Origin of the sequence: Corynebacterium sp. AOP12-C2-36, assembly GCF_052379185.1 — a bacterium.
GTDB lineage: Bacteria > Actinomycetota > Actinomycetes > Mycobacteriales > Mycobacteriaceae > Corynebacterium.
Window position 1 is genome coordinate 1 of the sequence record NZ_JBQSYJ010000027.1, and the last position, 25,705, is coordinate 25,705.

Annotated in this window: 19 protein-coding genes and 1 tRNA gene; 7 read left to right on the plus strand and 13 right to left on the minus strand. The window is 70.3% G+C overall.

The window, feature by feature from the left end:
* Positions 1-69: 69 nt before the first annotated feature.
* The 3 genes from ACT3UN_RS14885 to ACT3UN_RS14895 all read right to left on the minus strand — a co-directional run bounded on the left by ACT3UN_RS14885 (position 70) and on the right by ACT3UN_RS14895 (position 3,764).
* Positions 70-351 (minus strand): hypothetical protein, encoded by a 282-nt coding sequence (locus tag ACT3UN_RS14885; protein WP_441583022.1) that lies wholly within the window; start codon positions 349-351, stop codon positions 70-72.
* A 91-nt stretch (positions 352-442) separates the two neighbouring features.
* Positions 443-516: transfer RNA gene (locus tag ACT3UN_RS14890), tRNA-Met, on the minus strand.
* 170 nt (positions 517-686) lie between these two features.
* Positions 687-3,764, minus strand: coding sequence for a UPF0182 family protein (locus ACT3UN_RS14895; protein WP_441582548.1), 3,078 nt, complete (start codon positions 3,762-3,764; stop codon positions 687-689).
* A gap of 161 nt (positions 3,765-3,925) precedes the next feature.
* On the opposite strand from ACT3UN_RS14895, the gene ACT3UN_RS14900 reads away from it, so the two are divergent.
* Positions 3,926-4,483 (plus strand): PPA1309 family protein, encoded by a 558-nt coding sequence (locus ACT3UN_RS14900; RefSeq protein WP_301442287.1) that lies wholly within the window; start codon positions 3,926-3,928, stop codon positions 4,481-4,483.
* A gap of 6 nt (positions 4,484-4,489) precedes the next feature.
* On the opposite strand, the gene ACT3UN_RS14905 is transcribed toward ACT3UN_RS14900, so the two are convergent.
* Positions 4,490-5,596, minus strand: coding sequence for a YlbL family protein (locus ACT3UN_RS14905; RefSeq protein ID WP_301442295.1), 1,107 nt, complete (start codon positions 5,594-5,596; stop codon positions 4,490-4,492).
* Between the two features lie 191 nt (positions 5,597-5,787).
* Between ACT3UN_RS14905 and ACT3UN_RS14910 the strand changes: the two genes are divergently transcribed.
* The gene (locus ACT3UN_RS14910; RefSeq protein ID WP_441582547.1) at positions 5,788-7,281 is read left to right on the plus strand and encodes a zinc-dependent metalloprotease; all 1,494 of its coding nucleotides are present in this window, start codon (positions 5,788-5,790) and stop codon (positions 7,279-7,281) included.
* A gap of 1 nt (position 7,282) precedes the next feature.
* Here the strand turns inward: ACT3UN_RS14910 and ACT3UN_RS14915 are convergent, their stop codons facing one another.
* Entirely contained in the window at positions 7,283-7,867 is a 585-nt protein-coding gene (locus ACT3UN_RS14915) for a M48 metallopeptidase family protein (RefSeq protein ID WP_301442289.1), read from the minus strand.
* 99 nt (positions 7,868-7,966) lie between these two features.
* On the opposite strand from ACT3UN_RS14915, the gene ACT3UN_RS14920 reads away from it, so the two are divergent.
* Complete coding sequence (locus tag ACT3UN_RS14920; protein ID WP_441582546.1) at positions 7,967-8,839, plus strand: TOMM precursor leader peptide-binding protein; 873 nt, start codon at positions 7,967-7,969, stop codon at positions 8,837-8,839.
* On the opposite strand, the gene ACT3UN_RS14925 is transcribed toward ACT3UN_RS14920, so the two are convergent.
* The 7 genes from ACT3UN_RS14925 to ACT3UN_RS14955 all read right to left on the minus strand — a co-directional run bounded on the left by ACT3UN_RS14925 (position 8,820) and on the right by ACT3UN_RS14955 (position 21,497).
* The gene (locus ACT3UN_RS14925) at positions 8,820-10,982 is read right to left on the minus strand and encodes an ATP-dependent DNA helicase UvrD2 (protein WP_301442291.1); all 2,163 of its coding nucleotides are present in this window, start codon (positions 10,980-10,982) and stop codon (positions 8,820-8,822) included. The genes ACT3UN_RS14920 and ACT3UN_RS14925 overlap by 20 nt on opposite strands.
* Positions 10,983-11,020: 38 nt before the next feature.
* Positions 11,021-12,094 (minus strand): potassium channel family protein, encoded by a 1,074-nt coding sequence (locus tag ACT3UN_RS14930; protein ID WP_441579228.1) that lies wholly within the window; start codon positions 12,092-12,094, stop codon positions 11,021-11,023.
* A complete protein-coding gene (locus ACT3UN_RS14935) occupies positions 12,091-15,684 on the minus strand; it encodes a UvrD-helicase domain-containing protein (RefSeq protein ID WP_444657461.1) in 3,594 nt (1,197 codons plus the stop codon). Before ACT3UN_RS14935 ends, ACT3UN_RS14930 begins: the two co-directional genes overlap by 4 nt.
* Positions 15,685-19,044 carry a UvrD-helicase domain-containing protein gene (locus tag ACT3UN_RS14940; protein WP_441582544.1) on the minus strand — a complete coding sequence of 1,120 codons (3,360 nt, stop codon included), beginning with the start codon at positions 19,042-19,044 and terminating at the stop codon, positions 15,685-15,687.
* A 3-nt stretch (positions 19,045-19,047) separates the two neighbouring features.
* On the minus strand, positions 19,048-20,070 hold the full coding sequence (locus ACT3UN_RS14945) for a TIGR02569 family protein (protein ID WP_441582543.1): 1,023 nt from the start codon (positions 20,068-20,070) through the stop codon (positions 19,048-19,050).
* A 96-nt stretch (positions 20,071-20,166) separates the two neighbouring features.
* On the minus strand, positions 20,167-21,186 hold the full coding sequence (locus ACT3UN_RS14950) for a DUF3152 domain-containing protein (RefSeq protein ID WP_441582542.1): 1,020 nt from the start codon (positions 21,184-21,186) through the stop codon (positions 20,167-20,169).
* Positions 21,187-21,263: 77 nt separating this feature from the next.
* Entirely contained in the window at positions 21,264-21,497 is a 234-nt protein-coding gene (locus ACT3UN_RS14955) for a DUF3107 domain-containing protein (protein ID WP_301443886.1), read from the minus strand.
* 92 nt (positions 21,498-21,589) lie between these two features.
* Here ACT3UN_RS14955 and ACT3UN_RS14960 point away from each other — a divergent pair, with 92 nt between their 5' ends.
* Positions 21,590-22,924 (plus strand): DEAD/DEAH box helicase, encoded by a 1,335-nt coding sequence (locus ACT3UN_RS14960; protein WP_444657464.1) that lies wholly within the window; start codon positions 21,590-21,592, stop codon positions 22,922-22,924.
* Complete coding sequence (locus ACT3UN_RS14965) at positions 22,921-24,213, plus strand: Rv3212 family protein (RefSeq protein WP_444657462.1); 1,293 nt, start codon at positions 22,921-22,923, stop codon at positions 24,211-24,213. The genes ACT3UN_RS14960 and ACT3UN_RS14965 overlap by 4 nt, the downstream gene beginning before the upstream one ends.
* Before the next feature lie 7 nt (positions 24,214-24,220).
* Here ACT3UN_RS14965 and ACT3UN_RS14970 read toward each other — a convergent pair whose 3' ends face one another.
* Positions 24,221-24,697, minus strand: a complete 477-nt coding sequence (locus ACT3UN_RS14970) for a hypothetical protein (RefSeq protein ID WP_301444285.1) — start codon at positions 24,695-24,697, stop codon at positions 24,221-24,223.
* A 415-nt stretch (positions 24,698-25,112) separates the two neighbouring features.
* Between ACT3UN_RS14970 and ACT3UN_RS14975 the strand changes: the two genes are divergently transcribed.
* The gene (locus ACT3UN_RS14975) at positions 25,113-25,376 is read left to right on the plus strand and encodes a WhiB family transcriptional regulator (RefSeq protein ID WP_444657463.1); all 264 of its coding nucleotides are present in this window, start codon (positions 25,113-25,115) and stop codon (positions 25,374-25,376) included.
* 114 nt (positions 25,377-25,490) lie between these two features.
* The gene (locus ACT3UN_RS14980) at positions 25,491-25,565 is read left to right on the plus strand and encodes a 50S ribosomal protein bL37 (protein ID WP_431832944.1); all 75 of its coding nucleotides are present in this window, start codon (positions 25,491-25,493) and stop codon (positions 25,563-25,565) included.
* Positions 25,566-25,705: the final 140 nt, after the last annotated feature.

A 25,705-nucleotide genomic window follows, 5' to 3' on the forward strand; every position in this document is an offset into this window, starting at 1 on the left:
CGTGGGATGACTTAATCACCGAATACATAAACCCCACGCTCGATCTTCGCCCCCTCCCCTCCCCGTGCGTCAAGGTTCGGTGAGGTAGTTGGTGAGCAGCTCGTTGGCCATGAAGTCGACGTCGTAGGCGTGCTCCGGGGAGAAGAGGGGTCCCCAGGCCGTGGCGTCGTAGCTCTTCACCAGGTCCCGCCCCATGCCGACGACGTGAAACTCGATCACCGAATCGTCCACGATACGCACCGAGGCGAGATGGAGATCGTCGCCGAGGGACTCTGTCGTGGCATGCCAGTTCTCCAGGACCTTCCCGGCGAGCCGGTAGAGGTAGTCGGCTCCGTACCCGACGTCGACCATGTGAATCCCACTCCCTTTCATCTGTTTACACCTGGGACGAAAAAAGACCCCCGGCTTCCGATCAGTGATCGGAGGCCGAGGGCCTATCTAGTAGCGGGGGCAGGATTCGAACCTACGACCTCTGGGTTATGAGCCCAGCGAGCTACCGAGCTGCTCCACCCCGCGACGGGTTACTGTCCCGGAGAAGTTGTTCTCCGTGTCAGCGACTCCCATAGTGTAACGCACTGCCGGACGAATGTGAAATCGCAACCACACTCCGGACAAAAGAGCAGCGCACCGGGGGTTTCCCGGTGCGCTTCCCGTCTCTGGTGTCTCAGCCTGGCTGACCCGAGGAACTACTGGGCGTCAGCGACTGCGGCGTCCAGCTCGTCCAGGGCCCGGCCGAACTCCTCGAAGGTGCCGTTCTCGCGGGCGTCGTTGACCTTGTCCATGGCCTCACGGATCGCCGAGAGCTCGGACTCCGACGGCTCGTTGCCGCTGGCGGAACCGTTGTCCGGGGTCTCCGCCGCCGAGGACGACGGCGAGGAACTCGTGGACGAGGTGCTGTCCGAGTCGGCGTCCGAATCGTCCCCACCGGCGGCCGCGGCGTTCTCGTCGGCGGCGTCACCGCCGGACTCGGCGATCTCGGTGACCGCGTCCGGGTCGATGCCGACCTGCTCGAGAGCCTCGGCGACCGTCGGGGCGTAACCGACGGAACCGTTGTAGCTCACCAGCACGCGCAGCAGCTTCGGGAAGGCGGACTCCTGGTCGGCACGCTGCGAGTACACCGGCTCGACGTAGAGGATCTGCCCGTCACCGACCGGCAGCGTCAGCAGGTTGCCGTTGGTCAGGGTGTTCGTGCCCTCCAGCAGGGTGCGCTCGCGGGCGATCTCATCGGACGACATCATCGTGTCCTGCGCCTGCTTCGGCCCCTGTGTCTGGGTGTTCGTCGGCAGCTGGCGGACGTAGATGCGACCGTAGGTCTCCGGGTCGGAGCTGACGGTCATGTGCGCGGCGAGGAACTCACGGCGCAGACCACGGAACGGCGTGATCAGCTGGAAGCTGGGCCGGTTCGTCTCGGGGTCGGTCGCCACCACGTGGTACGGCGGCTGGTTGAGCTCCTGGCCGCCCTCGGGCGCCGTCGGGTCACCGGGTACGGACCAGAAGGCGTCGTTGGTGAAGAAGGTTCCCGGGTCGTCCACGTGGTACTTCGCGATCAGTTCACGCTGGACCTTGAACAGGTCCTCCGGGTAACGCAGGTGCTCCATCAGCTCGTCGCTGATCTCGTCCTTGTCCTTCACGACGTCCGGGAAGACACCCTCCCACGCCTTGAGGACCGGGTCCTCCTCGTCGAACTCGTAGAGGTCCACGGAACCGTCGTAGCCGTCGACGACTGCCTTGACGGAGTTACGGATGTAACTGACCTCGTTGGTGACCGCCCGCTGCTGCGAGGCGGGGTCCTCGGTCAGCGTGTCCTCCGTGGCGGAGTCCAGCTCGGTGCGCTGAGAGTAGGGCAGGTTCTCCAGCGTGGTGTAACCGTCCACGATCCACTTGATCCGACCGTCGATGACCACCGGGTAGGTCTTGGAGTCGGTGGTCAGCCACGGGGCGACCTTGTGCACGCGCTCGCGCGGGTCACGGTCGTAGAGGATCTTCGAGTCGTCGCCGATGACGTCCGACAGGAGGATATTCATCTCCTGGAACTTCGCGGCGTACATCGCACGGGAGAAGATGTTGGACACGCCCACTCCGCCGTCACCGGTGTAGGTGTACTCGGTGTTGTCGGTGTCGTACTCGCGCGGGGTGCCGGAGCCGTCGTCGCCGACGATGGCGTAGTCGGCGTTCGCCTGATTCGTGCCGGCAATGACCGGACCGTAGTAGATGCGCGGCTGCTCCATATTGAGTTCGAGCTCGCCACCCTGGCTGTCGGTCTCCATGTTCTGCAGGTCGGAGACCGTGTAGATCGGGTAACCACCACGTGCGGACGCGGCGTCCTGCGCGACCTCGTCGACGGTATTCGCCGGCGCGGCGATGAAGCCGTTGCCGTGGGTGTAGACGGTGTGCTGGTTGATCCAGTCCGTCTGGTTGCCGGATAGGGCGTTCGGGTCGATCTCACGGGCGGCGACGACGAAGTCACGCATATCGCCGTCCACGTCGTAGCGGTCGACGGAGAGCTCGTCGGGGAAGCCGTAGAAGTTACGCAGCTGCTGCTGCTGGGTGAACGTCGGGGAGAGCACGTCCGGGTCCAGCAGGCGGATGTTGGACAGCGTGGCGTCGTCGTCGGCAATGGAGCGGCGCTCGCTGGCGTCGCCGGAGGTCTGGCCACCCCAGTTGCGCTCGTAGGTCACCTGGCCGTCCGGATTCTCGTAGCCTTCGCGGGCGCTGTCGGTGGCGGTCTCGATGCCGTACGCCTGACGCGTCGACTCGATGTTGCGGGCGATGTACTCCCGCTCCTTCTCGGCACGGTTCGGGTTCACGGAGAACTGCTCCATGACCGCCGGCCAACCCACGCCGATCGCCAGGTTGGCGACGACCATCAGGGCCACGGCCAGCGCCGGGATGCGCAGGTCCTTCAGCACGATCGAGCTGAAGAACATCGCGGCGACGAACAGGGACACGACCAGCAGCAGGATCTTCGCCGGCAGGATCGCGTTGATGTCCGTGTAGGAACCACCGGTGAAGGTGTCGTGCTGGTTGTTCAGCAGGGCGTAGCGCTGGAACCAGTAGTCCACTGCCTTGAGCAGCATCCAGATGCCGGCGATGATCGCCAGCTGGCGGCGGGCCGGAGCACCGATGCGCGCCTTCTCCCCCACCCGCGGGTTGCCGGTGCTGATGGTGCCGAGGAGGTAGTGCGCCAGCAGGTTCACCAGGAACGCCACGATGACGAGCACCGAGAGCGTGCCGAGCACGAAGGTCAGCAGCGGCAGGGTGAACGCGTAGAAGCCGAGGTCCATCTGGAACTGCGGGTCCTGGACACCGAAGTCACCTCCGGAGAGGAACAGTCGCACGGTTCGCCAGTTGCCCTGGGCGATCATGCCGGTCACCACGCCCGCGATCAGCGGGACGATGATGAGGAACGGCCGGATCGCCCGGCGGATCTCGGCCCGGTTGATCGTCAGCGGGGAGTCGTCACCGCCGAGGCCGATCTGGGACACGTCGGGGAAGTCGGATTCCTTCGGCGCCGCCCGGAAGGCGGCGAAGCACGCACCCCAGACGATGGCGGCGGCCACGAGCCCGAACACGATGAACAAGATCACCCGGGTGACGAGGACGCTGAGGAATATGGCCTGGAAGTCGATCGACCGGAACCACTGCAATTCGGTGTAGTTCGAGACGAGGACCGGGACTAGGAAAAAGAGCAGAGCGATCACCACGGCGACCACGCCGAGGATCTTGGATCTGCGTCCTGGTTTTGGAATCTCCGGGATGCTCAAGGGTTCAGTTCTCTCCTGCTGTCGGTCATGAGAGTCGGACCGACCCCCTGGGTCCGGCGGTTGACGTACCGGCGGCTCGGGCTGTCGGATTCCGACGACAAAACTGTCTGGGTCTAGACTACTGTCCGCACCCGTCCGACGTCACCGTGAGGTCCACCTAGATGAACGCCAGTAACCACACGAGCGACATCCGTCCGCTCAACGCCGCCCTCCGCGAGGCCGTCGACTTCGTCCACGCCGAGGGCTGGGACCGTCCGGCGACGCTGTTCGCCCTGGTCCCCACCGAACTCGTCCAGGACGTCATCGCCGCCGGCGACGACTCCGGGGAGGACGGCGCAGACGGCACCGGCGCCGCCACGTCCCCCCTCTCCCTGATCGTGCAGGACGACCTGCCGGACCACATCCAGCCCGGCTCCGACGAGCTCGGCGAGTACGTGGCGACGGTGCGGTGGCCCGAGGTCGTGGTCGGTGCCGTGCTGGCCCAGGAGATCATGTTCCGCAACTCCGCGGACCCGGAGGCCGTCCCGCGTCAGGCGCGGATCTTCACCGGCGTCGTCGACGGCGGCCCGGACCGCACTCTGCTGCAGCTGCGCCCGGACGAGACCGACCTCGCCGACGACCCCTTCGCCGAGGACAAGGTCGAGCTGCTCGGCGGCATGGACGGCGCCGAGATCGCCCCCGGCGTGACCGCGATGCTGCGGTTCACCTTCGAGGACTGATCTGCATCAGTCGCAGGTGGGGGCGTCCCCACCGTTGTTGTAGGCCTCCAGGGCGTCCACCGCCCCGTCGAGGGAGTCGACCGACAGCAGGTCGATGTCCCCGTCGTAGGAGCGCCCCGCCGCCTCACTGCAGTTGTCGGACGGCACGAGGAAGACCTCGGCCCCGGCGTGCTGGGCGGCGGCGATCTTGTGCGTGATGCCGCCGATCGGCCCCACCGTGCCGTCGGCGGAGATCGTGCCGGTGCCGGCGACGAACTTCCCGCCGCTGATCTCGCCGGGCGAGAGCTTGTCGACGACGGCGAGGGAGAACATCAGGCCCGCGCTCGGCCCGCCGATGTCCTTCAGGTTGTAGCGGACCTTCAGGTCCCCCGCGGGCTGGGCGACCATGGTGACCCCCAGGTACGCCCGGTCGGACTCGCCGGCGTCCTCCGCCGCGGACGCCGAGGCGTCCGACGACAACTCCTCGGGAACCTCCCCGAGGGTGACGGACTCGGTGACCTCCGACTGCCCGCGCTGCACGGTCAGCTCGACCTCGTCGCCGGGTGCGTGCTCGGCGACGGCCGCGGCGACGTCCGCCGGCAGCGTGACCTCGGTGTCGCCGACGGCGGTGATCACGTCGTTCTCCCGCAGCGCGCCGGCGGCGGGCGCGTCGTCGGCGATCTCGTAGACGGTGGTCTCCAGCGGACGGTCCAGGTAGCCCATCGCCGCGACCGTCGCATTGGACTCGGAGGCGGCGAAGGCGGCGGCGTTGCGGCGCGCGACCTCCTCCGGCGTGGAGTCCGAGGGGATGACCTGCTCGACCGGCACGATGGTGTCGTCGCTGGCCAGCCAGCGCTTCATCGTCTCGGCGAGGCTGAGCTTCGTCCGCACCGCCACGGTCGTCATGTTGAGCTGCCCGTCGGAGTCCGCCAGGTCCTCGTCCACCTCGGCGTCCGTGCCGGTGATGTCGACGACAGGGGTGCCGTTGACGTCCCCCAGCGTGTCGTAGGTCGGCCCCTCACCCTCGGCGGCGAAGGGGACCGTGAGGTTGACGTCGGTGCCGGGGATCGTCGGCACGGCGAGCAGCGCCACCAGGGCGACGACGGGGACCAGCCCGACGACGACCGTGCGCACGCGCCGCCGACCGGCGGCGGTGCCGGACGTGCCGGACGTCTTGCCGTCGGTACGGTCGCTGGAGTCGTTGTAAGGGGGGATACTGGAACTCACCCACGACACATTACAGGCCCGGACGGACATGGACGGTGTTCGCTGTCAGCGCACGCGGGGCGGTGCGTCCCGCCGCAGGGCGCGGGTACTCTCGTGGCATGAGCAATTTCGGATTCGGATTCAACGGCCCTGACGACGAGTCGGACGACGAGCGTCGGCGGCGGGAGAACGAGAACGGGGGCCCGAACAACTCCGGCAACTCGGGTAGTTCAGGCGGCGACCCGTTCGGCTTCGGTGCCAATCCCTTCGGCATGTTCTTCGGCAACCAGGGCGGCCAGGGGGGGCAGGGCGGCCAGCCGGGGCTGGGCGACATCCTCGGCCAGTTCGGTTCGATGCTGAGCGGCTTCGGCAAGGACATGAACTCGCCGGACGCGCAGGGTCCGGTCAACTACGCCCTCGCCGAGCGCATCGCCCGCCAGCAGCTCTCCGGCACGGCGGCGAAGAGCAAGCCGTCCGCGAAGGACAGCCAGGCCGTCGCCGAGTCCGTCCGTCTGGTCGAGCTGTGGCTGGACGAGTCCACCACCCTGCCCGCCGGCGCGACCGGGTCGGTCTCCTTCACCGGTTCGCAGTGGCTGGACGAGACGCTGCCGCGCTGGAAGCGGGTCATCAACCCGCTCGCCGAGAAGCTGGGCGACGCCACCATGCAGGGCATGCCCGAGGAGATCCGGGCGCAGATGGGCCCGATGGCCGGTATCTTCAACCAGGTCAACGGGATGAACTTCGGCATGCAGCTGGGCCGCGCGCTCGGCGAGCTCGCCGGCAGCGTCGCGATGTCCACCCAGTGGGGCATCCCGCTGGCCGAGGGGTCCGTCGCCGCCATCGCCACCGACCGGCTCGACGACCTGTCGAAGAAGCTCGGTGCGGAGCGTCGGGAGACGTTGATCTACCTCGCCGCCCGCGAGGCGGCGCACCTGCGTCTCTTCCAGCACGTGCCGTGGCTGGTGGAGCGGGTGATCCTCGACGTCGAGGAGTTCGCCACCGGCCTGAGCCTCGACAACTCCGCCCTGGAGGAGGCCAGCCAGGAGTTCAACCCGGAGATGCTGGGTGACCCTGAGAAGCTGCAGGAGATGATGTCGCAGCTGCAGAACTCCGACCTCTCCCCCACCATCGTGTCCTCCACCGACCACGCGCGGGTCCGTCTGGAGACCAGCCTGTCGCTCATCGAGGGGTGGGTCGACGTGGTCGTCGGCGAGGCACTGGGCGAGCGCCTGCCCGTGGCCTCGAGCATCGGCGCGGCGTGGTCGGTCTACCGCGACAACGACCAGCCCGGCATGGAGGCCCTGGTGAAGACGGTGGGCATCAGCCTGTCGGCGCCGAAGGCGTCCGAGGCCGCCGAGCTGTGGCGTCGCCTGACCGTGGCCGTGGGCACCGAGCGTCGTGACGACGTGTGGAACCACCCGGACTTCCTCCCGGTCGACAGCGACCTGGACTCCCCCGCCGGGTTCATCGACTCCATCCTGGCCTCCCAGGAGGACATCGAGGGCTTCGATCCCATCGGCGAGATCGAGAAGCTCGAGCGCGAGCTCAACGAGGGCTTCGACGGCCCCGACGACTCGGACGACTCGGACGACTCCGACGACGCCGGCAAGTAGGTCAGTCCACGTCCCCGGACTCGTCGGTGTTCCCCACGCCCCAGCGCCCGTAGGCCTCCAGATATCCGGCGGCCCGCTCGGCCTGGGGCGCTTTCGCCGCCCACTCGTGGAACTCGGGGCCGTGGTCCGGGATCCAGGTGTGCACCAGTTCGTGGATGATCACCGAGTCCAGGACGTAGCCGGGCACCTCCTTGAGGCGGTCGGACACCCGGATCCTGCCTGAGTCCACCGAACAACTCGCCCACCGGCGCGACATGTTGCCCACCCAGCGCACGCTGCGGAACTCCGCCCTGCCCTCCAGGTACTTGTCGTTGAGTTCGGCGGCGCGCAGCAGCAGATCGTCGTCGGACGCCTGCCCGGCGGCGGCGCTGTTGCGGCGGCGCACCCGGTCGACGAGGTCGCTGGTGCTGCGCCGCAGGTTCGCCGCGTCCATCGACATGGGGGCCAGGACGATCACCCGGCCGCGCTCCATGCGTCCGGCGATGGTGCGTTCCCGGCGTGCCGACAGCCGGATCTCGACGTCCGGGGCGAAGTCGTCGACGACCTCGAGCTGTGCCCTGGTCGGGGTCCGTCGCCGTCCTGCCATGGTCCACCTTCCGCGGTGTCGTCGACCCGCTGCACAGTGCGGGAACGCGGGCTACACTGTGCATGTCGGGAGCTTGTGTGCCAGTCAGGGGGATTTTACATGACGTCGACCGTGCTCGGGGGTGCCAGCGTGGTGATGCTGCGTGAGGCGACCTCGTTGATCCTGCGTTCGCCCCGCCACCTCCAGTTCGGGACGGTGCCGTCGCACTCCCTCGTCCTGGCCGTGCCGGACGGAGTCTCGGCGAACCAGGTGATGCTGGTGCTGCGTGAGGCCAGGCGGCCCGTGGAGTCCGCCGACCTGGCCACGCGGCTGGGGCACTGCGGATTCAGCCCGGAGCACGCCGACGGCATCCTCGACGACCTGCGGACCGCCGAGCTGTTGCGTCCGGTTCCACCGACCGGTGCCGCCACCGTGCACGTCACCGGGACGACCGGGACGAGCGGTGCCCTCCTGCAGGAGCTGATGCGCTGCGGTGTCACGGCTGCTCCCGTCACCCCGGGCGCACCCGCGTTCGGGCGCCTGTCGGGCAGGTCACTGGTGGTGCTGGCAGGGCAGCTCTTCCCACCGCAGGACGTGACCCACCGTCTGATGGAGCAGGGTGTGCCGCACCTGCCCTGCGGAGTATTGGACGGGCAGGTGGTGATCGGACCACTGGTGCAACCCGGAACAACCCCCTGTCTGACCTGTATCGACACCCAGATGCTGGCGGAGGATCCGGAGTGGCGGCTCGTCCGCGCCCAGGCGCCCGTCGGCGAGGGCCGGACGGCGTCGTCGATGACCGGACTCGCCGCCGCGGTGTTCGCCGGGATCGTGCGCGACATCCTGGGGGCACGCACGACCGGCGGTCCCGCCGCCGTGCCCGCCGTCCGGTGTTTCCTCGACCCGGTGAGCTTGGACGTCACCGAGATGCGTCCGGTGCAGGTGCCGGGGTGCCCGTCCTGTCAGGCCGCGCTCAGCGGAAGTTCCGGATGATCCCGAGGACGTCCTCGCCGAACTGCTCGACCTTCATCGGGCCGATGCCCGGCACCTGCACGAGCTCCTGGGGTGTCGTCGGTGCGCGGTGGCACACCGCGCGCAGCGTCGCGTCACTCATCACCACGTAGGCCGGGACGTCCCGCGCACGGGCGGTGGCGCTGCGCCACGAGCGCAGTTCGGCGACGAGCACCTGGTCGACGTCACCGGCGTGCGCCTCGCACAACCCCAGGATTCGCTGCTCCGGGGTGGTCAACCGGGTGCCGCAGGTGGTGCAGGAGTCGCTCGGCTTGGACTTCTGACCCGACTTCTTCTGCCCCGCCGACTGGGCGGCCTGTGCCGCGGCACGTTCCTTCTCCCAGGGCACCATGCCGTCGAGGAACCGGGTGCGCCGCCGGGTGGCCTTGCCACCGGGCTGGCGGGCCTGCGACCAGGACAGGTGCAGGTGTTCACGGGCACGGGTGACACCGACGTACAGCAGCCGGCGTTCCTCCTCCACCGCGTCCTCGGCGTGCGCGCCCTTGAGCGCGTGCCGGATCGGCAGGGTGCCGTCGACCAGGCCGACGAGGAACACCGCGTCCCACTCCAGACCCTTCGCCGCGTGGATGCTGGCCAGGGTGACGCCCTGCAGCCGGGGCGGGTTCTTCGCCTGCGCCCGCTCCTTGAGCAGCCCCATCAGCGCCGGCAGGTCCAGCCCCGGGGAGGTGGCGGACAGTTCGGCGGCGAGGTCGGCCAGGGCGTTCAGGGACTGCCAGCGCTGACGCTCCTGGGCGCCGTCGGGTTCGGACGGAGTCAGACCGACGGGCAGCAGCACCGCGCGCACCTGGTCGACGAGGTTGCCCTGCGGCTCGTCGACGCGGGGCGCCGCGTCCTCTCCTGCCGACCCTGCCGAACGTGCACGCGCCTGCACCTGCCGGGCCGCCTGGCCCAGGGCCTGCACCGCCTGACGGATCTCGGCGCGCTGGAAGAAGCCGTCGCCGCCCTTGACCTGGTAGGCGATGCCTGCCTGGTCCAGGGCGTACTCGAAGGCCGCGGACTGGGCGTTGATGCGGTAGAGCACCGCGATCTCGGCGGCCGGCACACCGTGTGCCAGCAGATCGCCGATGCGCCGGGCCACCTCCGCGGCCTCCACGGTCTCGTCGGGGAACTCGGAGAACTCCGGGTCCGGACCATCCGGACGCTGGCCCTCCAGGGTCAGCCGTGTGCCTGCGGCCCGCCCCTTGGCCTGCCCGATGACCCGGTTGGCCAGGTCCACGACCTGCGGGGTCGACCGGTAGTCGCGGTGCAGGCGCACGGTGGTGGACGAGGGGAACCTCGTGGAGAACCGCAGCAGGTGGTCCGGGGTCGCACCGTTGAAGGAGTAGATCGTCTGGTTGGCGTCGCCGACCACGGTGAGGTCGTCGCGGTCGCCGAGCCAGGCGTCCAGCAGCCGCTGCTGCAGCGGCGTCACGTCCTGGTACTCGTCGACGACGAAGGTGCGGTAACGCTCCCGGAACTCGTCGGCGATGCCCACCTCGGACTCCAGCAGGCCGGCCATCGACTGCAGCAGGTCGTCGAAGTCGAGCAGCACCCGGTCCGGGGAGGCCTTGGCCTGCTCGTAGCCCTCGAAGATCTTCACGAACTTCTCCGGGTCCACCGGGCAGTCCCGCCTGTCCGGCCCGATGTGCGCCGGGTAGGCCGTCGGCGCGATTAGGGAGGCCTTCGCCCACTCGATCTCGCCAAGCAGGTCGGCCAGCAGGGTGCGGTCGGGTTCCAGCCCCACCGCGCGGGTCACGCGGGCGACCAGCGGGAACTTGGAGTCCAGCAGCTCCCAGGGGGTGTCGCCCATGACCTTCGGCCAGAAGTAGCGCAGCTGCTGCATCGCCGCGGCGTGGAACGTGCGGGCCTGCACCCGGGCCACGCCCATCATCGTGAGGCGCTCGCGCAGCTCCGCCGCGGCGCGGTTGGTGAAGGTCACCGCCAGCACGTGGTCGGGGTTCACGAACCCGCCGGACACCAGGTGGGCGATGCGGTGGGTGATCGTCCTGGTCTTACCGGTGCCGGCACCGGCGATGATGCTCACCGGGCCTCGCGGCGCGGTGGCCGCCCGGAGCTGCTCGGGGTCGAGTGCGTCCAGGTTCAGCTGGTCGAGTCGTCCTGACACGGGTCTAGGTTCGCCTCCGTCGGGGATGGGTGTTCACGTCAGTTGTCGTCCGTCCCGCCGGTGATCCGACGGATGTAGAGCAGCCGGTCGCCGGGTTCCACGGTCTCCGCCTCGGAGGAGTCCACGCGGTAGAGCACGCCGGAGCGCACCACCCCGAGCACGATGTCCTCGAGGTTACGTGGGTTGCCGCCGACCTCGTCCTCCCCCACCGCACGTTCGGCCACGGAGAAGCCCTCGTCCGGGCTGAGCAGGTCCTCCATCATGCCGGTCACCGAGGGGCTCACCGTGGCCAGCCCGAGCATCCGCCCGGCGGTCTCCGAGGAGACCACGACCGAGTCCGCGCCGGACTGGCGCAGCAGGTGGGAGTTCTCCGACTCGCGGACGGACGCCACGATCGTCGCCGAGGCGGCGATCTCACGCACCGACAGGGTGATCAGCACCGCGGTGTCGTCCTGGTTCGGGGCGACGACGACCGCGCGGGCGCGCGTGACCCCGGCGAGTTTCAGGACGTCCGACCTCGTCGCCTGCCCGCGTACGGTGACCAACCCGCGCGAGGACGCGTGGGTGAGCGCCTCGGGGTCGGAGTCGACGACCACGATCTGGGAGGACGGGACGCCGTCGGCGAGCAGGGCGGTCGTCGCCGCGCGCCCCTTGGTGCCGTAGCCGATGACGACGGTGTGGTTGCGCATGTGCCTTCTCCATCGACGGATCTGCAGGGTCTTGCGGGACTCCTCGGTGAGCACCGAGAGCGTGGTGCCGACCAGCAGGATCAGGAAGATCACCCGCATGGGGGTGATGACCAGGATGTTGACCAGCCGGGCGGACTGGGTGACCGGGGTGATGTCACCGTAACCGGTGGTGGACAGCGACACGGCCGAATAGTAGACCGCGTCGAGGAACGTGACCACACCGGTGTAGCCGTCGCGGTCGACGTAGACCACCGCCGAGGAGAAGAAGATCAACGCCAGGGCGTAGAGCATCCGCCTGCTGATCAGCCACCACGGGCTCACCGGCGCACTCGCCGGGATGTTGACGATCTTGATCAACGAGCGGGGCGGGAGCGCGTCGATGTCCGAGTCGGTGCGGAAGCGGTCCCTGAGTCGGTCCCTCACTGCCCGTCCCCTTCCCTTTCACGGCCGATCAGCGCAGCCAGTTCAGCTGATGTCGGCAGTGTACCCGGTTCATAGGTCTCGTTGGACAGCACGTAGTGGAATGCCGCGCGCACCGACTCCGGGCCGACGTGTCGTCCCAGCCGCGCGGTCTGCACCTTCGCCCAGGCCAGACGGTACACCGCGAGCTGCAGCTCGGCGGAGGCGAGTTCGGCACCGCCGGGTTTACGCCCGGTCTTCCAGTCGACGACCACCCAGCCGTCTGCGTCTTTCGGGCCGTCCCTGAAGACCGCGTCGATGCGTCCCTCGAAGACGTGCCCGGCCAGCGTGACCGAGTACGCCCCCTCCACGCTCTCAGGCATCCGGTCGGCCCACCGGCTGTCGAGGAAGCGCTGCTTGAGGTGCTCCAGGGCGGGGTCGGTCAGCGTCGCGTCCGCGGCACCGGGCAGTTCGTCCTCGTCGATGAGACTGGCGGAGCCGTAGTGGCGCTCCACCCAGTTGTGGAAGGCCGTGCCGCGTTTGGTGTAGGGGCGCGGTTCCATCGGCACCGGACGCCGCCGACGTCGGGCGAACTCGGCGCGGTCGCGCGACAGCGACACCGCCTCGGTGGCGGTGAGCCGCGGACCCAACGGCACGACGACCTCCGGGACGGCCGCGGCGAGGTACTCGTCGATCAGCACGCCGGTCTCCTGGTCCCACTGGTCGGCGAGCGTGCCCTTGTCGGCGGACGGCCCCGCCCCAGCCGCTGCTTCCGCGGCGCGCACGCGACGGATGCCGTCGACCACCGCCGCCGCACCGTCCTGCGAGGGGTCGGTGAGGGTGGGGCGCGGCCACACCGCCGTCGGCGCCTCGGGCAGGACGCGCTGGTAGTCGGCGACCAGGTCGTTGCGCGCCGCCGGGTTCTCCGGCACCATCACCTGGTCCTCGCGGTGGTGCGGGCCCTTCTCCAGGCGCGCGAGCTCGGTCTTGGAGTAGTCCATGCCCAGCGGCGACCAGGTGACGATCGACGCGGGGTCCGCCGCGCCGTCGGCGCTGACGCGGTCGCGCAGCAGGGTCAGCGCCACGGACGGGTCCACGGGTTTCTTGTCGGCGTTGTTGAACGCCGCGCCGCTGACGAGCAGCACCTGCTCGCTGCGGGTGACGGCGACGTAGAACAGCCGGTCGTCCTCCCGGGCCCCGTGTTCGCCGAGTTCGACCTTGAACCGGTCCTGCGCCTCGACCACGCCCTTGCGGTCCTCGACGTCCCTGAGGTCCAGGACCGGGGCGCCGGACGTGTCGGCGGTGTCTTCCTGCCGCACGGAGGCGGGTTCCGCGGCGTCGCCGCGCAGGCCGGACGGCAGGAGGCGCGCGTTGGTCGTCCAGGACGACACTCCGGGGCGTTTCACCGCGTCGGCGTAGGTCTTGCGCGTGGCGTGGGGCACCGCCACGATCTCCCACTCCAGGCCCTTGGCCTTGTGCACGGTGAGCAGCTGGACGCAGTCGGTGCGCACCTCGACCTCACCGGGGTCCAGGCCCTTCTCCCGGGCCGAGGCGGAGCGCAGGTAGTCCACCAGGGCGCCGGGGCTGGACGCGCTGAGTTCGGAGAAGGAGCGTACGACCTCGGCGAACTTGTCCAGGTGGCTGGTGCCGATCGAGCGGTCGGGGTTGCGGTGGTAGCGGGTGAGGACCTCGGTGCGCACCCCGGTCATGTTCTCGATGTCGGCGACGAGGTCGGTCAGCGGCTTCGACATGGAGTGCCGACGCAGGAAGCGCAGTTCGCGGCCGAGTTCCCCGAGACGGCGCACACCCTCGGCGGACATGCCGTAGTTCTCCATGCCGCGCAGGTCGGCCAGGGCCTCGGCCAGGCCGACGGACACCCGGTTGGCGTCGACGTCGATCTCGGCGAGCCGCCGGCGCACCGTGGCCAGCGCCGCCGGGTCACCCTCACGGTCGGTGACCAGCGCGGTGAGCCCGGCCGGACCGTCAGTCTCGTCCATACCGTCGGACGCCCCTGCCTTCCCGTCGCGGCGCGAGAGCTGGTCCACGCGGCGTGCCAGGGCGAGCAGGTCGGCGGCGCCGATGTTCCAGCGCACCCCGGTGACCAGACGGAGCAGGGCGATGTCGTCGGCGGGGTCGACGAGCACGCGCAGGGTGGCGAAGACGTCGGCGACCTCGGGCACGTCGAGCAGCCCGGGCCCGGCGGTCATGTCGACGGGCACGCCGCGGGCGCGCAGCAGGTCGTGGATCGGGCGGGCGTCGGCGTTCTTGCGCAGCAGCACCGCCGCGGAGAACGGGCGGGGACGCCGCGGGGGCCGTCCTGCTTGTGCCCCCGCCTGAGCCGCGACGTGGGAGTGGTAGCGCCCGGCGAGGTCGTCGGCGAGCCACTCGAGTTCCTGTTCGCGGGTGTCGAACCAACCGAGGTGCACCTCACCGCTTCCCGCCCCGGGGCGGGCCGTCAGCGGGGAGACCATGGGCTTGTCGGTGTTCATCGACCAGCGCGACACCGTGTTCGCCAGGTCCAGCACGCGGGCGGGGTTGCGCCAGGAGGTCGTCAGCTCCAGTTTCGGTGCCGGGCCATCTGCGCCCGGGAAGTCGGAGCGGAAGTGGGCGAGGTTGGCCGCGGTGGCGCCACGGAAACCGTAGATCGACTGCATGGGGTCACCGACGGCGGTGACGGTGAGGCCGGGGTCGGTGCCGTCGCCGAAGAGGTTGCGCAGCAGGATGCGCTGGGCGTGGCCGGTGTCCTGGTACTCGTCGAGCATCACCACGCGGAAGCGGCGACGCTGTGACTCACCGACGCGGGCGTGGGAGTCCACCAGCTGGGCGGCCTTCGACATCTGCTGGCCGAAGGTCATCAGGTTCCGCTGGCCCAGGGTGTCACGGTAGGCGGTGACCAGGTGCAGCAGTTCGCGCCGGTAGGTCAGGGCGTCGCTGAAGGCGTCCATCGCCGTGTCGACGCCCTTGAGCTGTTTTCCGTCCCGGTCGGGCAGCCCGTCGATCTCCGCGGCGGTGACGCGGCACTCCTCGTCGACCCGGTCGACGTCGACGAGGTGGTTGTCCATCTCGTCGGACAACTCGAGCATGTCGTCGATGATCGACGGCAGCGAACGCGAGGTGGTGAAGCCGCTCGGCCAGTCGCTGACCACGTCGCGGGCGATCATCCAGCGTTCGGTGTCGGAGATGATCCGCCCGGCCGGTTCCATCGGCAGCAGCAGCCCGTACTCGCGCACCACCGAGCCGGCGTAGGCGTCGTAGGTGGAGACCGTGGGGATGATGTTGTGCAGTGCCTCGTGCCGCGGGTCGTCGGCGGGCAGGGTGTCGAGGAACCCGGAGTCGGCGAGGGTCTGCAGCCTGGCGCGGATACGCTGGCCGAGTTCACGGGCGGCCTTGCGGGTGAAGGTCAGCCCCAGGACCTGCTCGGGGGCCACGTACCCGTTGGCCACGAGCCACACGACCCGGGCGGCCATCGTCTCGGTCTTGCCCGCGCCGGCCCCGGCGACGACGAGGGTGGGCCCGGGTTCGGCGCCGATGACGGCGGCCTGCTGCGGGGTCGGGCCGAACTGCTGGCCCAGCATCTCCGAGAGCTCGTTCGGTGCGATCACCGTTTCCTCCATCTAGGTCACCTGCTCCCCGGCCCGGCACGCCGGACACAGACACGCGTAATCGGATGTCTCGCAGTCCTGCGAGGTGGCCTCGAACAACGGACCGGTCACCCGGGCGGCGGCGTCGAGCGCCAGGGCGCGGAACTCCTCAAGCTCAGCCGCACCCATCGCCGCCTGCTGCAGGACGGTGACCGTGGCGGTCTCCCGCCGCGGGTAGACCAGCATCGCGCCGTCCGGCGTGAGCCCCGGCTCCCCGTCGACCAGCAGCTGGTAGGCGGCGAGCTGGCGGCTCTCGGCGGCCTCCTTCTTCGTCTTCGCCGTCCGGCCGGTCTTGAAGTCGACCACGGTGGTGCGCCCGTCGGCGTCGGTCTCGATGCGGTCGGTGCGTCCGGCCAGGACCACCGGCACACCGGCGGCGGTGTCGCCGAGGGGACGCTCGAGCTTGCGCTCCACGGACACGGTGCGTCCCAGGCCCTCGCGCTCCTGGATCCAGGCGTGCAGCCGGTCCACGGCGTTGAGGCAGCTCTCCAGCAACGGTGCCGCGGTCCACTCCGGCCCGTCCACCAGGTGGGGAACGGCGTCGGTGACGATGTCGCGGGCGTCGGCGTGGTCCAGGCCGTTGGCGAACCCCTCGGCGACGGCGTGGATGAGCACGCCGACCTTCATCGGCTCGGTGGACGCTCCCCCGGTGAGCCCGCGCAGGAAGGCCACGGTGTCGCATCCCTCGTCGAGGGTGTCCAGGGTCGTGGGGCTGATGCGCACCGTCGGCGCCGCCTCGCCCCGGGCGACCACCGCCGGGCCGGTGGTGGACGGCTCGGCCACGCCCCACCACTGGTCCGGGCCCGCCCCGTGCACGCCTGCCTCGGCGAGGCGGGCGAGGTTGTGTGCCGCGGCGTCGCGCTCGTGCCCGGCGCGACGGGCGTCGCACACGGCGTCGCGCAGCTCGGCGACCAGCGGTTCCAGGGCCAGCACGCGCGGCAGCGCGGCGACCGGCGCGTCCTGTTGTGCGTTCTGTTGTGCGTTCTGCGAAGCGTCGGGGACGTCAGACACCTCAGCGTCATCGGCCCCTTCGGCCCCGGCGATCTCCGCGACTTCGTCGAGGAAGCGGGACGCCACGGCCGTGTCGTCGCCCGCGGAGTCCACGGCGGTGACCAGGGTGCGCCGGCTGGCACGCGACACCGCCAGCAGGAACAGCCGGCGCTCCTCCGCCAGGGCCGCGGCAGCCCGCGACACCGGCACGTCCGGCGCGATCCCACGGTCCACCAGGTCCACGAGTTCCTGCTGGCCGAACAGGCCACCCACCGTGGGCCCGGCCGGCCAACTGTCCTCCTGCACCCCGGCAACCACGACCACCGACCACTGGCGACCCGCCGCGGCGTGCGCCGGCAGGATCTCCACGGCGTCCGGACGCACCCCGCGCCGGTCACGCCCACCGGTCGGCAGCTCCTGGGAACGCACGTCGTCGAGGAAGGTCTCCAGCGTGGCCGCCGGGTTACGCTCCACCACGTCGCCCGCGAGGTCGAACAGGCTCATCACCGCGTCGAGGTCACGGTCCGCCTGGGAGCCCAGGGTGCCACCACGCAGCGCCTGGACCTGCAGCGAGTTCGACAGGTCGGCGGCCTGCCACACCGCCCACAGCACCTGCTCCACCGGCGAGGTCGTGGCACGCACCTCCAGGGCGGCACGTCCGGCGGCGACGACGGCGGCGACCCGGTCGATCACCTGGTGCTCACGGGGGCCGAAACGGCTCGTCCAGTGCTCACGCTGCTCCGCACTGGCCTGCCCGGAGACCATCGCGGTGACCGCGTCCATCGCCCGCAGGCCCGTGCCGGCCAGCAGCGGGGCGACCGCACGCTCCACCCGGCGCAGCATCACCGGGTCCGCCCCACCGATGGGGCTCTCCACGAGCTGCTGCATCTCCACACCGGTCAGCGGACGCACCAGGGCGTCCAACGCCAGCAGGAGCACCCGCACCAGCGGCTGGTCGGCCAGCACCACACTGGTGGGGTCGACCTTCACCGGCACACCGTGCGACAGCATCGCCCGACGCAGCACCGGGATGTCCGCCGTCGAGCGCACGATCACGGCGATGTCGTCCCACGCGACCTCGTCGAGGACGTGGGCACGCCGGACCTCGTCGGTCACCGTGAGCGTGGCCGCCGTCCGCGACGGGGAGCGCCGCACCGCCAGGGCGGACGGTGCCGTCGACTGTTCCCTGCCCTGTCCCCTGCCCTGCCGCAGCGCCACCCGCGTCGGCTGCGCCGGAAGCCTGTTCTCCAACCGGTTCACCGCCGCGACCAGCTCGCCGGGAAGACGGTGCGAGCGCGACAGCACCACCCGGTGGTCCTCGTCGGCGGCGACCCCGGTGAGGAAGCTCTCGTCGGCCCCGCGGAAGTGGAACACGCACTGGTCCGGGTCGCCGGCGACGAGGCACCGGGTGCCCGGGGTCATGAACCGGGAGATGAACTGCCCGGACGCCGGGTCGAGGTTGTGCGCGTCGTCGACGAGCACCAGCCGTACCCGGTCACGGTGACGCTCGAGCACCGCCGGGTGGGCGTCGAGCTGCGCGAGCGTGGTGTGCAGCAGCTCGGAGGCGTTGAGGTTGTTCGTCGCCGACAGGGCCTGGATCTGCCCGTACTCGTGCAGGAAGTCACCGGCCGCCGTCCACATCGGCTCACGGTGGGTCTCGCCGAGTTCGCGCAGGGCGCGGGCGTCCACCCCACGCTCGGCGGCGCGCAGCAGCAGGTCGCGCAGCTGCCGGGCGAAACCGACCAGCGGCAGCGCCGGGCGCACGTCCGCCGGCCAGCTGCCCGCACCGTCCTCGGCGTGGCCACGCAGCAACGTCCTGATCTGCAGGTCGTGCTCCGCACCGGTCATCAGGCGCGGCTGCGCGGTCGTGCCGTCACCGCCGCTCTCCTGGGCCACCGCGCGCAGGTAGGCGAAGGCCCAGGAGTGCACCGAGCGCACCATCGTGCCGGTCGTGGCGTAGGAGTCGCGGGTACGCAGTGCCTCGGTGACCTGGTCGCGCAGCGCCCCGGCCGCCTCCTTCGACGGGGTCAGCACCATCACGTCCTCGGCGCTGCCACCGGCGTCCAGGAAGCTGACCACCGTGTCCACCAGCAGGGAACTCTTGCCCGTGCCGGGACCACCCAGCACCGCGTACGGCAGGGTCGTGTCCAACCGCTCGTCACCGGCGACGAGCGCGGCTGCCAGGCCGTCCCACTCCCGGGACGCACCGGTGTCCGTACCAGTGTCAGTACCGGCACCTGTCTCGAGCCGGACGTCGACGGTCCCGGCCGAGCCGATGCGACGCCGCAGCTCGGCGTCCTCCCTGGCCTCCGAGCGCGAGCGCGTGCCGGTGGCGTCCCCCATCGCTCAGCGTCCCCCCGGATCCTGCTCGCCGGAGCCGCCGGAGCCACCGGCAGCCACCGGGTCGGCGTCCGGGACCCCCGCCTGCCCGGCACGACGCACCCCGCCGACACGGGCGGAGACGACGTCACTGACCCGGGAGAGCCCCGGCCACGCCTGCGGCTGGGCCCCGGGCACCGCCGCATGGGCGAACAGGCGGAACATCACCGCGCGCAGCAGCAGCTGGTCGAAGTCCTGCAGGTGCGACCACCGCTCCAGCAGCCCGTCCTCGGCGTTCGCCCACGCAATCGCGTCGACCACCAGCAAAGCCACCGACCAGCCCGTGGGTCGCCAGGCCGGCACGAAGTCCACGATCGCCGGATCGGCGTAGCCGTCGTAGACGGTGCAGCCCAGGGCGTCGCCGTGGACGAGCTGGTCCGGGGCCGAGACCTCCTCGCGCAGCAGCATCAGCCCGGTGGCCTTCTCCATCGCCGCGGCCACGTCGTCACGCGGGACCACCGACAGGTCCATCACCGGCATCAGCAGGTCGGTGGGGTCGTCCGCCCAGGCGGCGGACTCCGCCACGGCGAACAGGTCCGTCTCACTCAGGTCCGACGCCGGGGCCCCGTCGCCTGACACCCGCGAGGCCATGTCCAGGAACGCCGGACGGCCCTCCCCCGCCACCGCCTCGCGCAGCGCCTCGTTGAACCGCAGGACGCTCGCCGCCGTCTCGTCGAACCGCGGTGCGCGGTGCCCCGACAGGAACGCCCGCGCCGTCCACCCGCCGACGGCGTACCGCCCGTCGGTGGAGCGCAACGGGCGGGCGACGGACACCCCGGCGGGGCGCACACGGTCCATGACCTGTGCGGTCCACGTCGCCCGGGCACGGTCCTCGGAGGGCACGAGCACCGCGCGGTCGCAGCGCCACCCGTCGCCCCACGCACCGCCGAGCTCCACCGGCGTCGCCTGGGAGACCTGGAAACCCGCCCTGATCGCCGCCGGGGGTTCGGCGGCGGGGGCGGGTGCGTTCGGAGGGTAGTTCTCGGTCATGGCTACACACTCTAACCCGCGCCCCGGACAGTTCCCTGTCACCGCCCTGTCACCAGTCGAACAGCCAGGTCAGAGCCGACTTCCAAGGCAACTTCCTCAGTCGCGGACGTCCACGGCGTCGCCCTCGCTGCGCCCGTGCGGGAAGGGCCACGGGTTCGGCCGGCACGTGGAGTCACGCCCGGCCTCGCCGTACTCCGCGCCGGCGTCCAGGTCCTCCAGCTCCCCGTTGTTCAGGCTGATGGTCTGCTGCATCATCACCGGGGCCAGCACCCCGTCCTCGGGGCAGACCTGGTGGCGCGCGAAGCCCAGGCCGTGGCCGACCTCGTGGTTCACCAGGTACTGACGGTACGAGCCGAGGTCTCCCTCGAAGGTCGTGGCGCCACGCACCCAGCGCGCCGCATTCACGATCACACGCCCGGCACCGGCGCCGGCGGCACCGGTGCGGGCGTCCGCCTCGTCGACCCCGTCGTCAGTGCCCTGGATGAAGCAGCTGGTCTCCAGGTCGATCTGACCACCGCAGATCTCGCGGGTGGTCTCCGGGGTCGCCAGCCGGATGCGCAGGTCGGGGGCCTCGCTTCCGGTCACGCTGATGTGCCGGAAGGCGAAACTGCCGTTCGAGATCCACGACCGCGGGTCCGACAGCGTGGCGTCGACGGAGGAGGCGAAGGCGTCGCCACCTCCGAAGGAGGACGTGTCGAGCCCGTTCTCCACCTCCACGACGAAGCTGTAGGTGTCCGCGTCGTCACGGTCCGGGTCGCCGGCGGTCATGCCCGCCGAGCCGACACCGTGGTAGTCGCCGTCGCCGCTGCGCGTCACGTCGCCACCCGGCGGCAGCTCGCCGACCTCGTCGGACGCCGGGGCGTCGCCCGGCACCGGGCCGTCCGGCGCGTCCTGCGTATCGGTCATCTCCCCGGTCTCCGCGGAGGCCGAGACCCCGGCGGCGGGATCGTCCCCGCCACCACCGGCGTTGTCGTCACCGCCGACACCGGCGATGACGAGTTCACACACGACCGCCACGGTGACCAGGAAGACCAGGGCGCCGACGGCACCGAGCCACCGGCGACGCCGGAGCTGCATCTGGCGGAACTCCTCGGCCTCGCGGTGCCGGTCAACCACCGATCCCCCACCCCCGTGACGGGAGTGGGGGTGGCGGGACGGTTCGGGAGGCATGGGCTCTGCTCAACCGTCCCGGATCAGATGAAACCGACGGGACGCTGGGCGGAGGAACCGACCTCCACGTAGGCGACCTGACCGCGCACGATCACGAACACCGAGCCCTTGTTGTCCTTGAGGGTCATGGTGGCTGCAGCGCCGTCCTGCCCCTCGGCGAGGAACTTCTCGACCTCCGCGACGACCTTGTCCTGCTCATCCGCGCTGGTGATGACGAGATCGCGGGGGTTGTCGACGAATCCGACCTTGATGTCCATAGGGTGCCTTCAGGCCTTTCTTTCTCTAACGCATTGCCATGACTGTAACGTGGTCCATCATAGCGACGAACCAGACGAAGACGATGGAGGGGATGAAGCCCGTGGTGCGACCTACGTTCCGGGAACTCGGAGTGGCCGCCGAGATCGCCGACGCTCTCGAGGAGGACGGGATCTCCGGGGCGTTCGCCATCCAGGAACGCACGCTCCCGCTGGCCCTGGTGGGCAAGGACCTCATCGGCCAGGCCAGGACCGGCATGGGCAAGACCCTGGGCTTCGGCATCCCGCTGATCGACCGGCTCTTCGACGACGCCGGCGTGAGCGAACTCGACGGCACCGTGCGCGGCCTCGTGGTCGTGCCCACCCGCGAGCTCGGCATCCAGGTCGCCTCCGACCTCACCGCCGCCTCCCGCAACGTGCGCGTCGGTACCGACCGCCCGTTCGCGGTGACCACGATCTACGGCGGCGTGCCCTTCGAGCGCCAGATCGCCGCGTTGGATGCGGGCACCGACGTCGTCGTCGGCACCCCCGGCCGCCTGCTCGACCTCTCGCGTCAGGGCCACCTGGACCTGTCCCACGTGGAGGTCCTCGTGCTCGACGAGGCCGACGAGATGCTCGACCAGGGCTTCCTCGACGACGTGCGCGACATCATGTCGCAGACCGCCGAGCCGCGGCAGACGATGCTGTTCTCCGCGACGATGCCCGGCCCGATCGTGGCGCTGACCCGCGAGTTCATGAACCGTCCCGTGCTCATCCGCGCGGACCTCGAGGACGCGCGCGCCACCCACGTGACCACGACGCAGACGGTCTTCCAGTCCCACAAGCTCGACCGGATGAGCGTGCTGGCGCGCATCCTGCAGGCCCCGGGGCGTGGCCGCACGATCGTCTTCGCCCGCACGAAGCGCCAGGCGGCGATCGTCGCCGGTGACCTCGCCGAGCTCGGCTTCGACGTCGGCGCCGTCCACGGTGACATGCGACAGAAGGACCGCGAGGACTCGCTCAACGCCTTCCGCGAGGGGCGGGTGAGCGTGATGGTCGCCACCGACGTCGCCGCCCGCGGCATCGACGTCGACGACGTCACCCACGTCATCAACTACCAGGTGCCAGACGACGACAAGACCTACGTGCACCGCATCGGACGCACCGGCCGTGCAGGACGCTCCGGCGTCGCCGTCACGCTGGTCGGCTGGGACGAGGTCACCCGCTGGCGGGCGATCGACGAGACCCTCGACCTGGGACGCAACGACCCGCCGCAGTGGTTCTCCGGCTCCCCGGAGTTCCTCGCCGAGTTCTCGCTGCCCGAGGACGTCCGCGACCGCGTCGGGCCGCCGCGCAAGGTGCAGGGCGCGGCGTCCTCCACCGCACCGGCGAAGCGCCAGTCGCCGCGCAACTCCCGGGAGCGGGGCAGGGACCGGAGAGCCCGGCCGTGAGCCGAGCCCGGCCCGGTGCGCCCGCTGAACGGCGCACCCGCACCGACCTCGCGGTCACCGCACTGATCACCGTGGCAGTGCTGCTGCTGGTGGTGGGGACGTGGTTCTTCTCCGACTCCCGCGGCACCACCCACACCGACTCCGGTGCCGGGGAGGCCATCGCGCCGGCCCCTGCCGCCCAGGGCACGCCGGACCGGCTGGAGGAGATCTGGCGGACCGACTCGCTACCCTCCGACACCGGTGAGCCGGTACTGGTGGACGGCACGGCGGTGGCACGGGGCAGCGACACCGTGCGCGGCATCTCGGTCGACGACGGCGCCGAAGGCTGGTCCTACGGCCGCGACCACGAACTGTGCGGTGTGACCGGCAACTGGGGGCGCGTGGTCGCGGTGTTCCGCGGGCCGAAGGGTTGTTCGGACGTGACCTCGCTGACCGCCTCCACCGGCCGCTACCAGGACACCCGTTCCTCACTGGGCGGACAGTCCCCGGTGTTCTTCCGCTCCCTCGACCATGTCGGCGTGCTCGACGACGAGCGGGCGGAGCTGTGGCGCTCCGACCTGGTGCGCACCGTGGAGGTCGGGCACGTGGAGACCCCCGTCGACAACGAGGCGCAGCCCCTCGACGGCTGCCGGTTCACCTCCGCGCAGACCCGCAAGGACCTGCTGGCGGTGCTGACCGACTGCGACCGGGAGGACGGCAAGGGCACGGTGAGCCTGGAGGTCGCCGACCCGGAGGAGGCGAACACCCCGGAGACCACCCACGAGTTCACCGTCCCCCCGGACGCCGAACTCGTCGGCGTGGCCCAGGAGGCCGCGGTGATCTACGTGCACGGCGACGGGACGCGCGCGTCCGACGCCGACGACTACACGGGCAGCCGCTTCCAGGTGCTGCACACCGACGGTTCCTTCGAGCAGCACCCGGCCGACCCCTCCCCCACGCTGGCGCACCTCGCCGACGGCCGGGGCGACGAACCCTTCGTCGCCGCCACCGGCGACCTGCCCCACCACATGACCTGGTTCGACGGGGAACGCCTGGTGGGCTTCGGGCCGACGGACCTGGAACCCCGCTTCACCGTGCCCGCGTTGGGCACCGGGGCGGCGATGGACGGCTCACTGCTGGTGCCGGTGGCCGACGGCGTGGCCGTGGTCGACGGGGAGGACGGTTCAGTGCAGCGCACGGTGCCGGTGGACCGGGGTTCCTACGACGGCCCGGTCAGCCTGCGCGTGCAGGGCGACGTCGTCGTGGAGCAACGCGGCGACGAGATGGTCGCGCTGCGGGCCCTGTCCTGATTCCCGGTCAGCGCCCGTAGCGCCGGGCCGCCCACTCCACCGCGGAGGGGTTGAACAGCAACACCAGACCCACGATGCCCAGGGCCGCCGTCGGCAGTCCGAGTTCGGGGCGCCCCGAGGAGAACATGTAGACCGAGATCAGCACGAGGAGGAGCTGCAGCATCGCCACCGGGCCACGGCCCCAGCGGCGGCCGGTCGACAGGCACCAGCCGGCGGCCAGGACCACGCCGCCGAAGAAGCCGAACCACAGGGCCGTCCCCCAGCCGTAGCCGATCGACTCCGCACCCGCCCCGGCGAATTCGGCGGTCGTGTCCTCCTCACCGCTGACCGCGAGGGTCACGAGGTAGACGGCGAAGGCCAGACCCGCGGCGCCCTCCAGGATCCCCAGCCACCCGGCCCAGCGGACACTCGACGGCAGGACGAGTGCCCTACCTGCACCATCCGAACGTCCGACTCCACGATCATCTGCATTCCTGGGGCTCATAGGGGCAGATTCTACCGGGGACCTGCGATGGGGCGGCAACCGGCACACCACCGGAAACGGACCGAGCTGTCCGTTAACCCACCCTTACCTAAATAGGCAAATCGATCCGATGTGAGCTTAACCACAAATACCGCCGACCCCCTAGCGGACTCCGTTATGACGTGCCAATATTGCACATGTAACAGAGAGAGGGACACGAGGTTACGGACAGGTAAAGCACCGAACCCGGCCCGACCTCTCTGACCGACACAGCCTCTTCGTGGTCTCACTCTACCGTGACCCGGGGCACGTCACCGAATCCCACCGACGAACTCGACCCGTCCCACCGACGGCCGCGGGCACGACTGCCCACGTCCGGCCCTCGGAACGAACGGTCAGCCAAACTGCAGCAACACTGTTGAAGGAGAAGATCACCATGGACTGGCGCCACGAAGCCATCTGCCGTTCCGAAGACCCCGAGCTGTTCTTCCCGGTGGGCAACTCCGGCCCCGCCCTCGCCCAGATCGCCAAGGCGAAGCTGGTCTGCAACAAGTGCCCCGTCACCAACGCCTGCCTCGCGTGGGCCATCGAGTCCGGCCAGGACGCCGGCGTGTGGGGCGGCATGAGCGAGGACGAGCGCCTCGCCCTGAAGCGTCGCAACAACCGCGGCCGCGCCCGCACCCGCGTCGCCACCGCGTAGCGCGCCGTCCCTGCGCACAGCTTCGGTAACCATGGGGTGGATTTCCCACCCAACGTGCTCCCCGGTATCCTGAAACGGTTATCAGTACTTTTCCACCGTCAACGAGGAGCCGACATGAGCAAGCGTGGCCGTAAGCGCAAGGATCGCCGCAAGAAGAAGGCGAACCACGGTAAGCGTCCGAACGCCTGACGTTCGCACCTACCGACGAGGCCCGGCCCCGGGACAGAGATCCCGGGGCCGGGCCTTTTTGTGTTCCAGCCGACGCCGACAGCAGACCGGAGGGGTACCAAGTTGGGCCTGGGAGCGTGGAGTTGTCCAACTCAACGCAC

What these genes read in the sequence shown, in the direction of transcription:
- ACT3UN_RS14960 (WP_444657464.1), top strand. Translation starts at nt 21,590, where the DNA reads ATGAAGCCCGTGGTGCGACCTACGTTCCGGGAACTCGGAGTGGCCGCC.
- ACT3UN_RS14970 (WP_301444285.1), bottom strand. Translation starts at nt 24,697, where the DNA reads ATGAGCCCCAGGAATGCAGATGATCGTGGAGTCGGACGTTCGGATGGT.
- ACT3UN_RS14940 (WP_441582544.1), bottom strand. Translation starts at nt 19,044, where the DNA reads ATGGGGGACGCCACCGGCACGCGCTCGCGCTCGGAGGCCAGGGAGGAC.
- ACT3UN_RS14945 (WP_441582543.1), bottom strand. Translation starts at nt 20,070, where the DNA reads ATGACCGAGAACTACCCTCCGAACGCACCCGCCCCCGCCGCCGAACCC.
- ACT3UN_RS14900 (WP_301442287.1), top strand. Translation starts at nt 3,926, where the DNA reads ATGAACGCCAGTAACCACACGAGCGACATCCGTCCGCTCAACGCCGCC.
- ACT3UN_RS14955 (WP_301443886.1), bottom strand. Translation starts at nt 21,497, where the DNA reads ATGGACATCAAGGTCGGATTCGTCGACAACCCCCGCGATCTCGTCATC.
- ACT3UN_RS14885 (WP_441583022.1), bottom strand. Translation starts at nt 351, where the DNA reads ATGGTCGACGTCGGGTACGGAGCCGACTACCTCTACCGGCTCGCCGGG.
- ACT3UN_RS14920 (WP_441582546.1), top strand. Translation starts at nt 7,967, where the DNA reads ATGACGTCGACCGTGCTCGGGGGTGCCAGCGTGGTGATGCTGCGTGAG.
- ACT3UN_RS14910 (WP_441582547.1), top strand. Translation starts at nt 5,788, where the DNA reads ATGAGCAATTTCGGATTCGGATTCAACGGCCCTGACGACGAGTCGGAC.
- ACT3UN_RS14915 (WP_301442289.1), bottom strand. Translation starts at nt 7,867, where the DNA reads ATGGCAGGACGGCGACGGACCCCGACCAGGGCACAGCTCGAGGTCGTC.
- ACT3UN_RS14935 (WP_444657461.1), bottom strand. Translation starts at nt 15,684, where the DNA reads ATGGAGGAAACGGTGATCGCACCGAACGAGCTCTCGGAGATGCTGGGC.
- ACT3UN_RS14975 (WP_444657463.1), top strand. Translation starts at nt 25,113, where the DNA reads ATGGACTGGCGCCACGAAGCCATCTGCCGTTCCGAAGACCCCGAGCTG.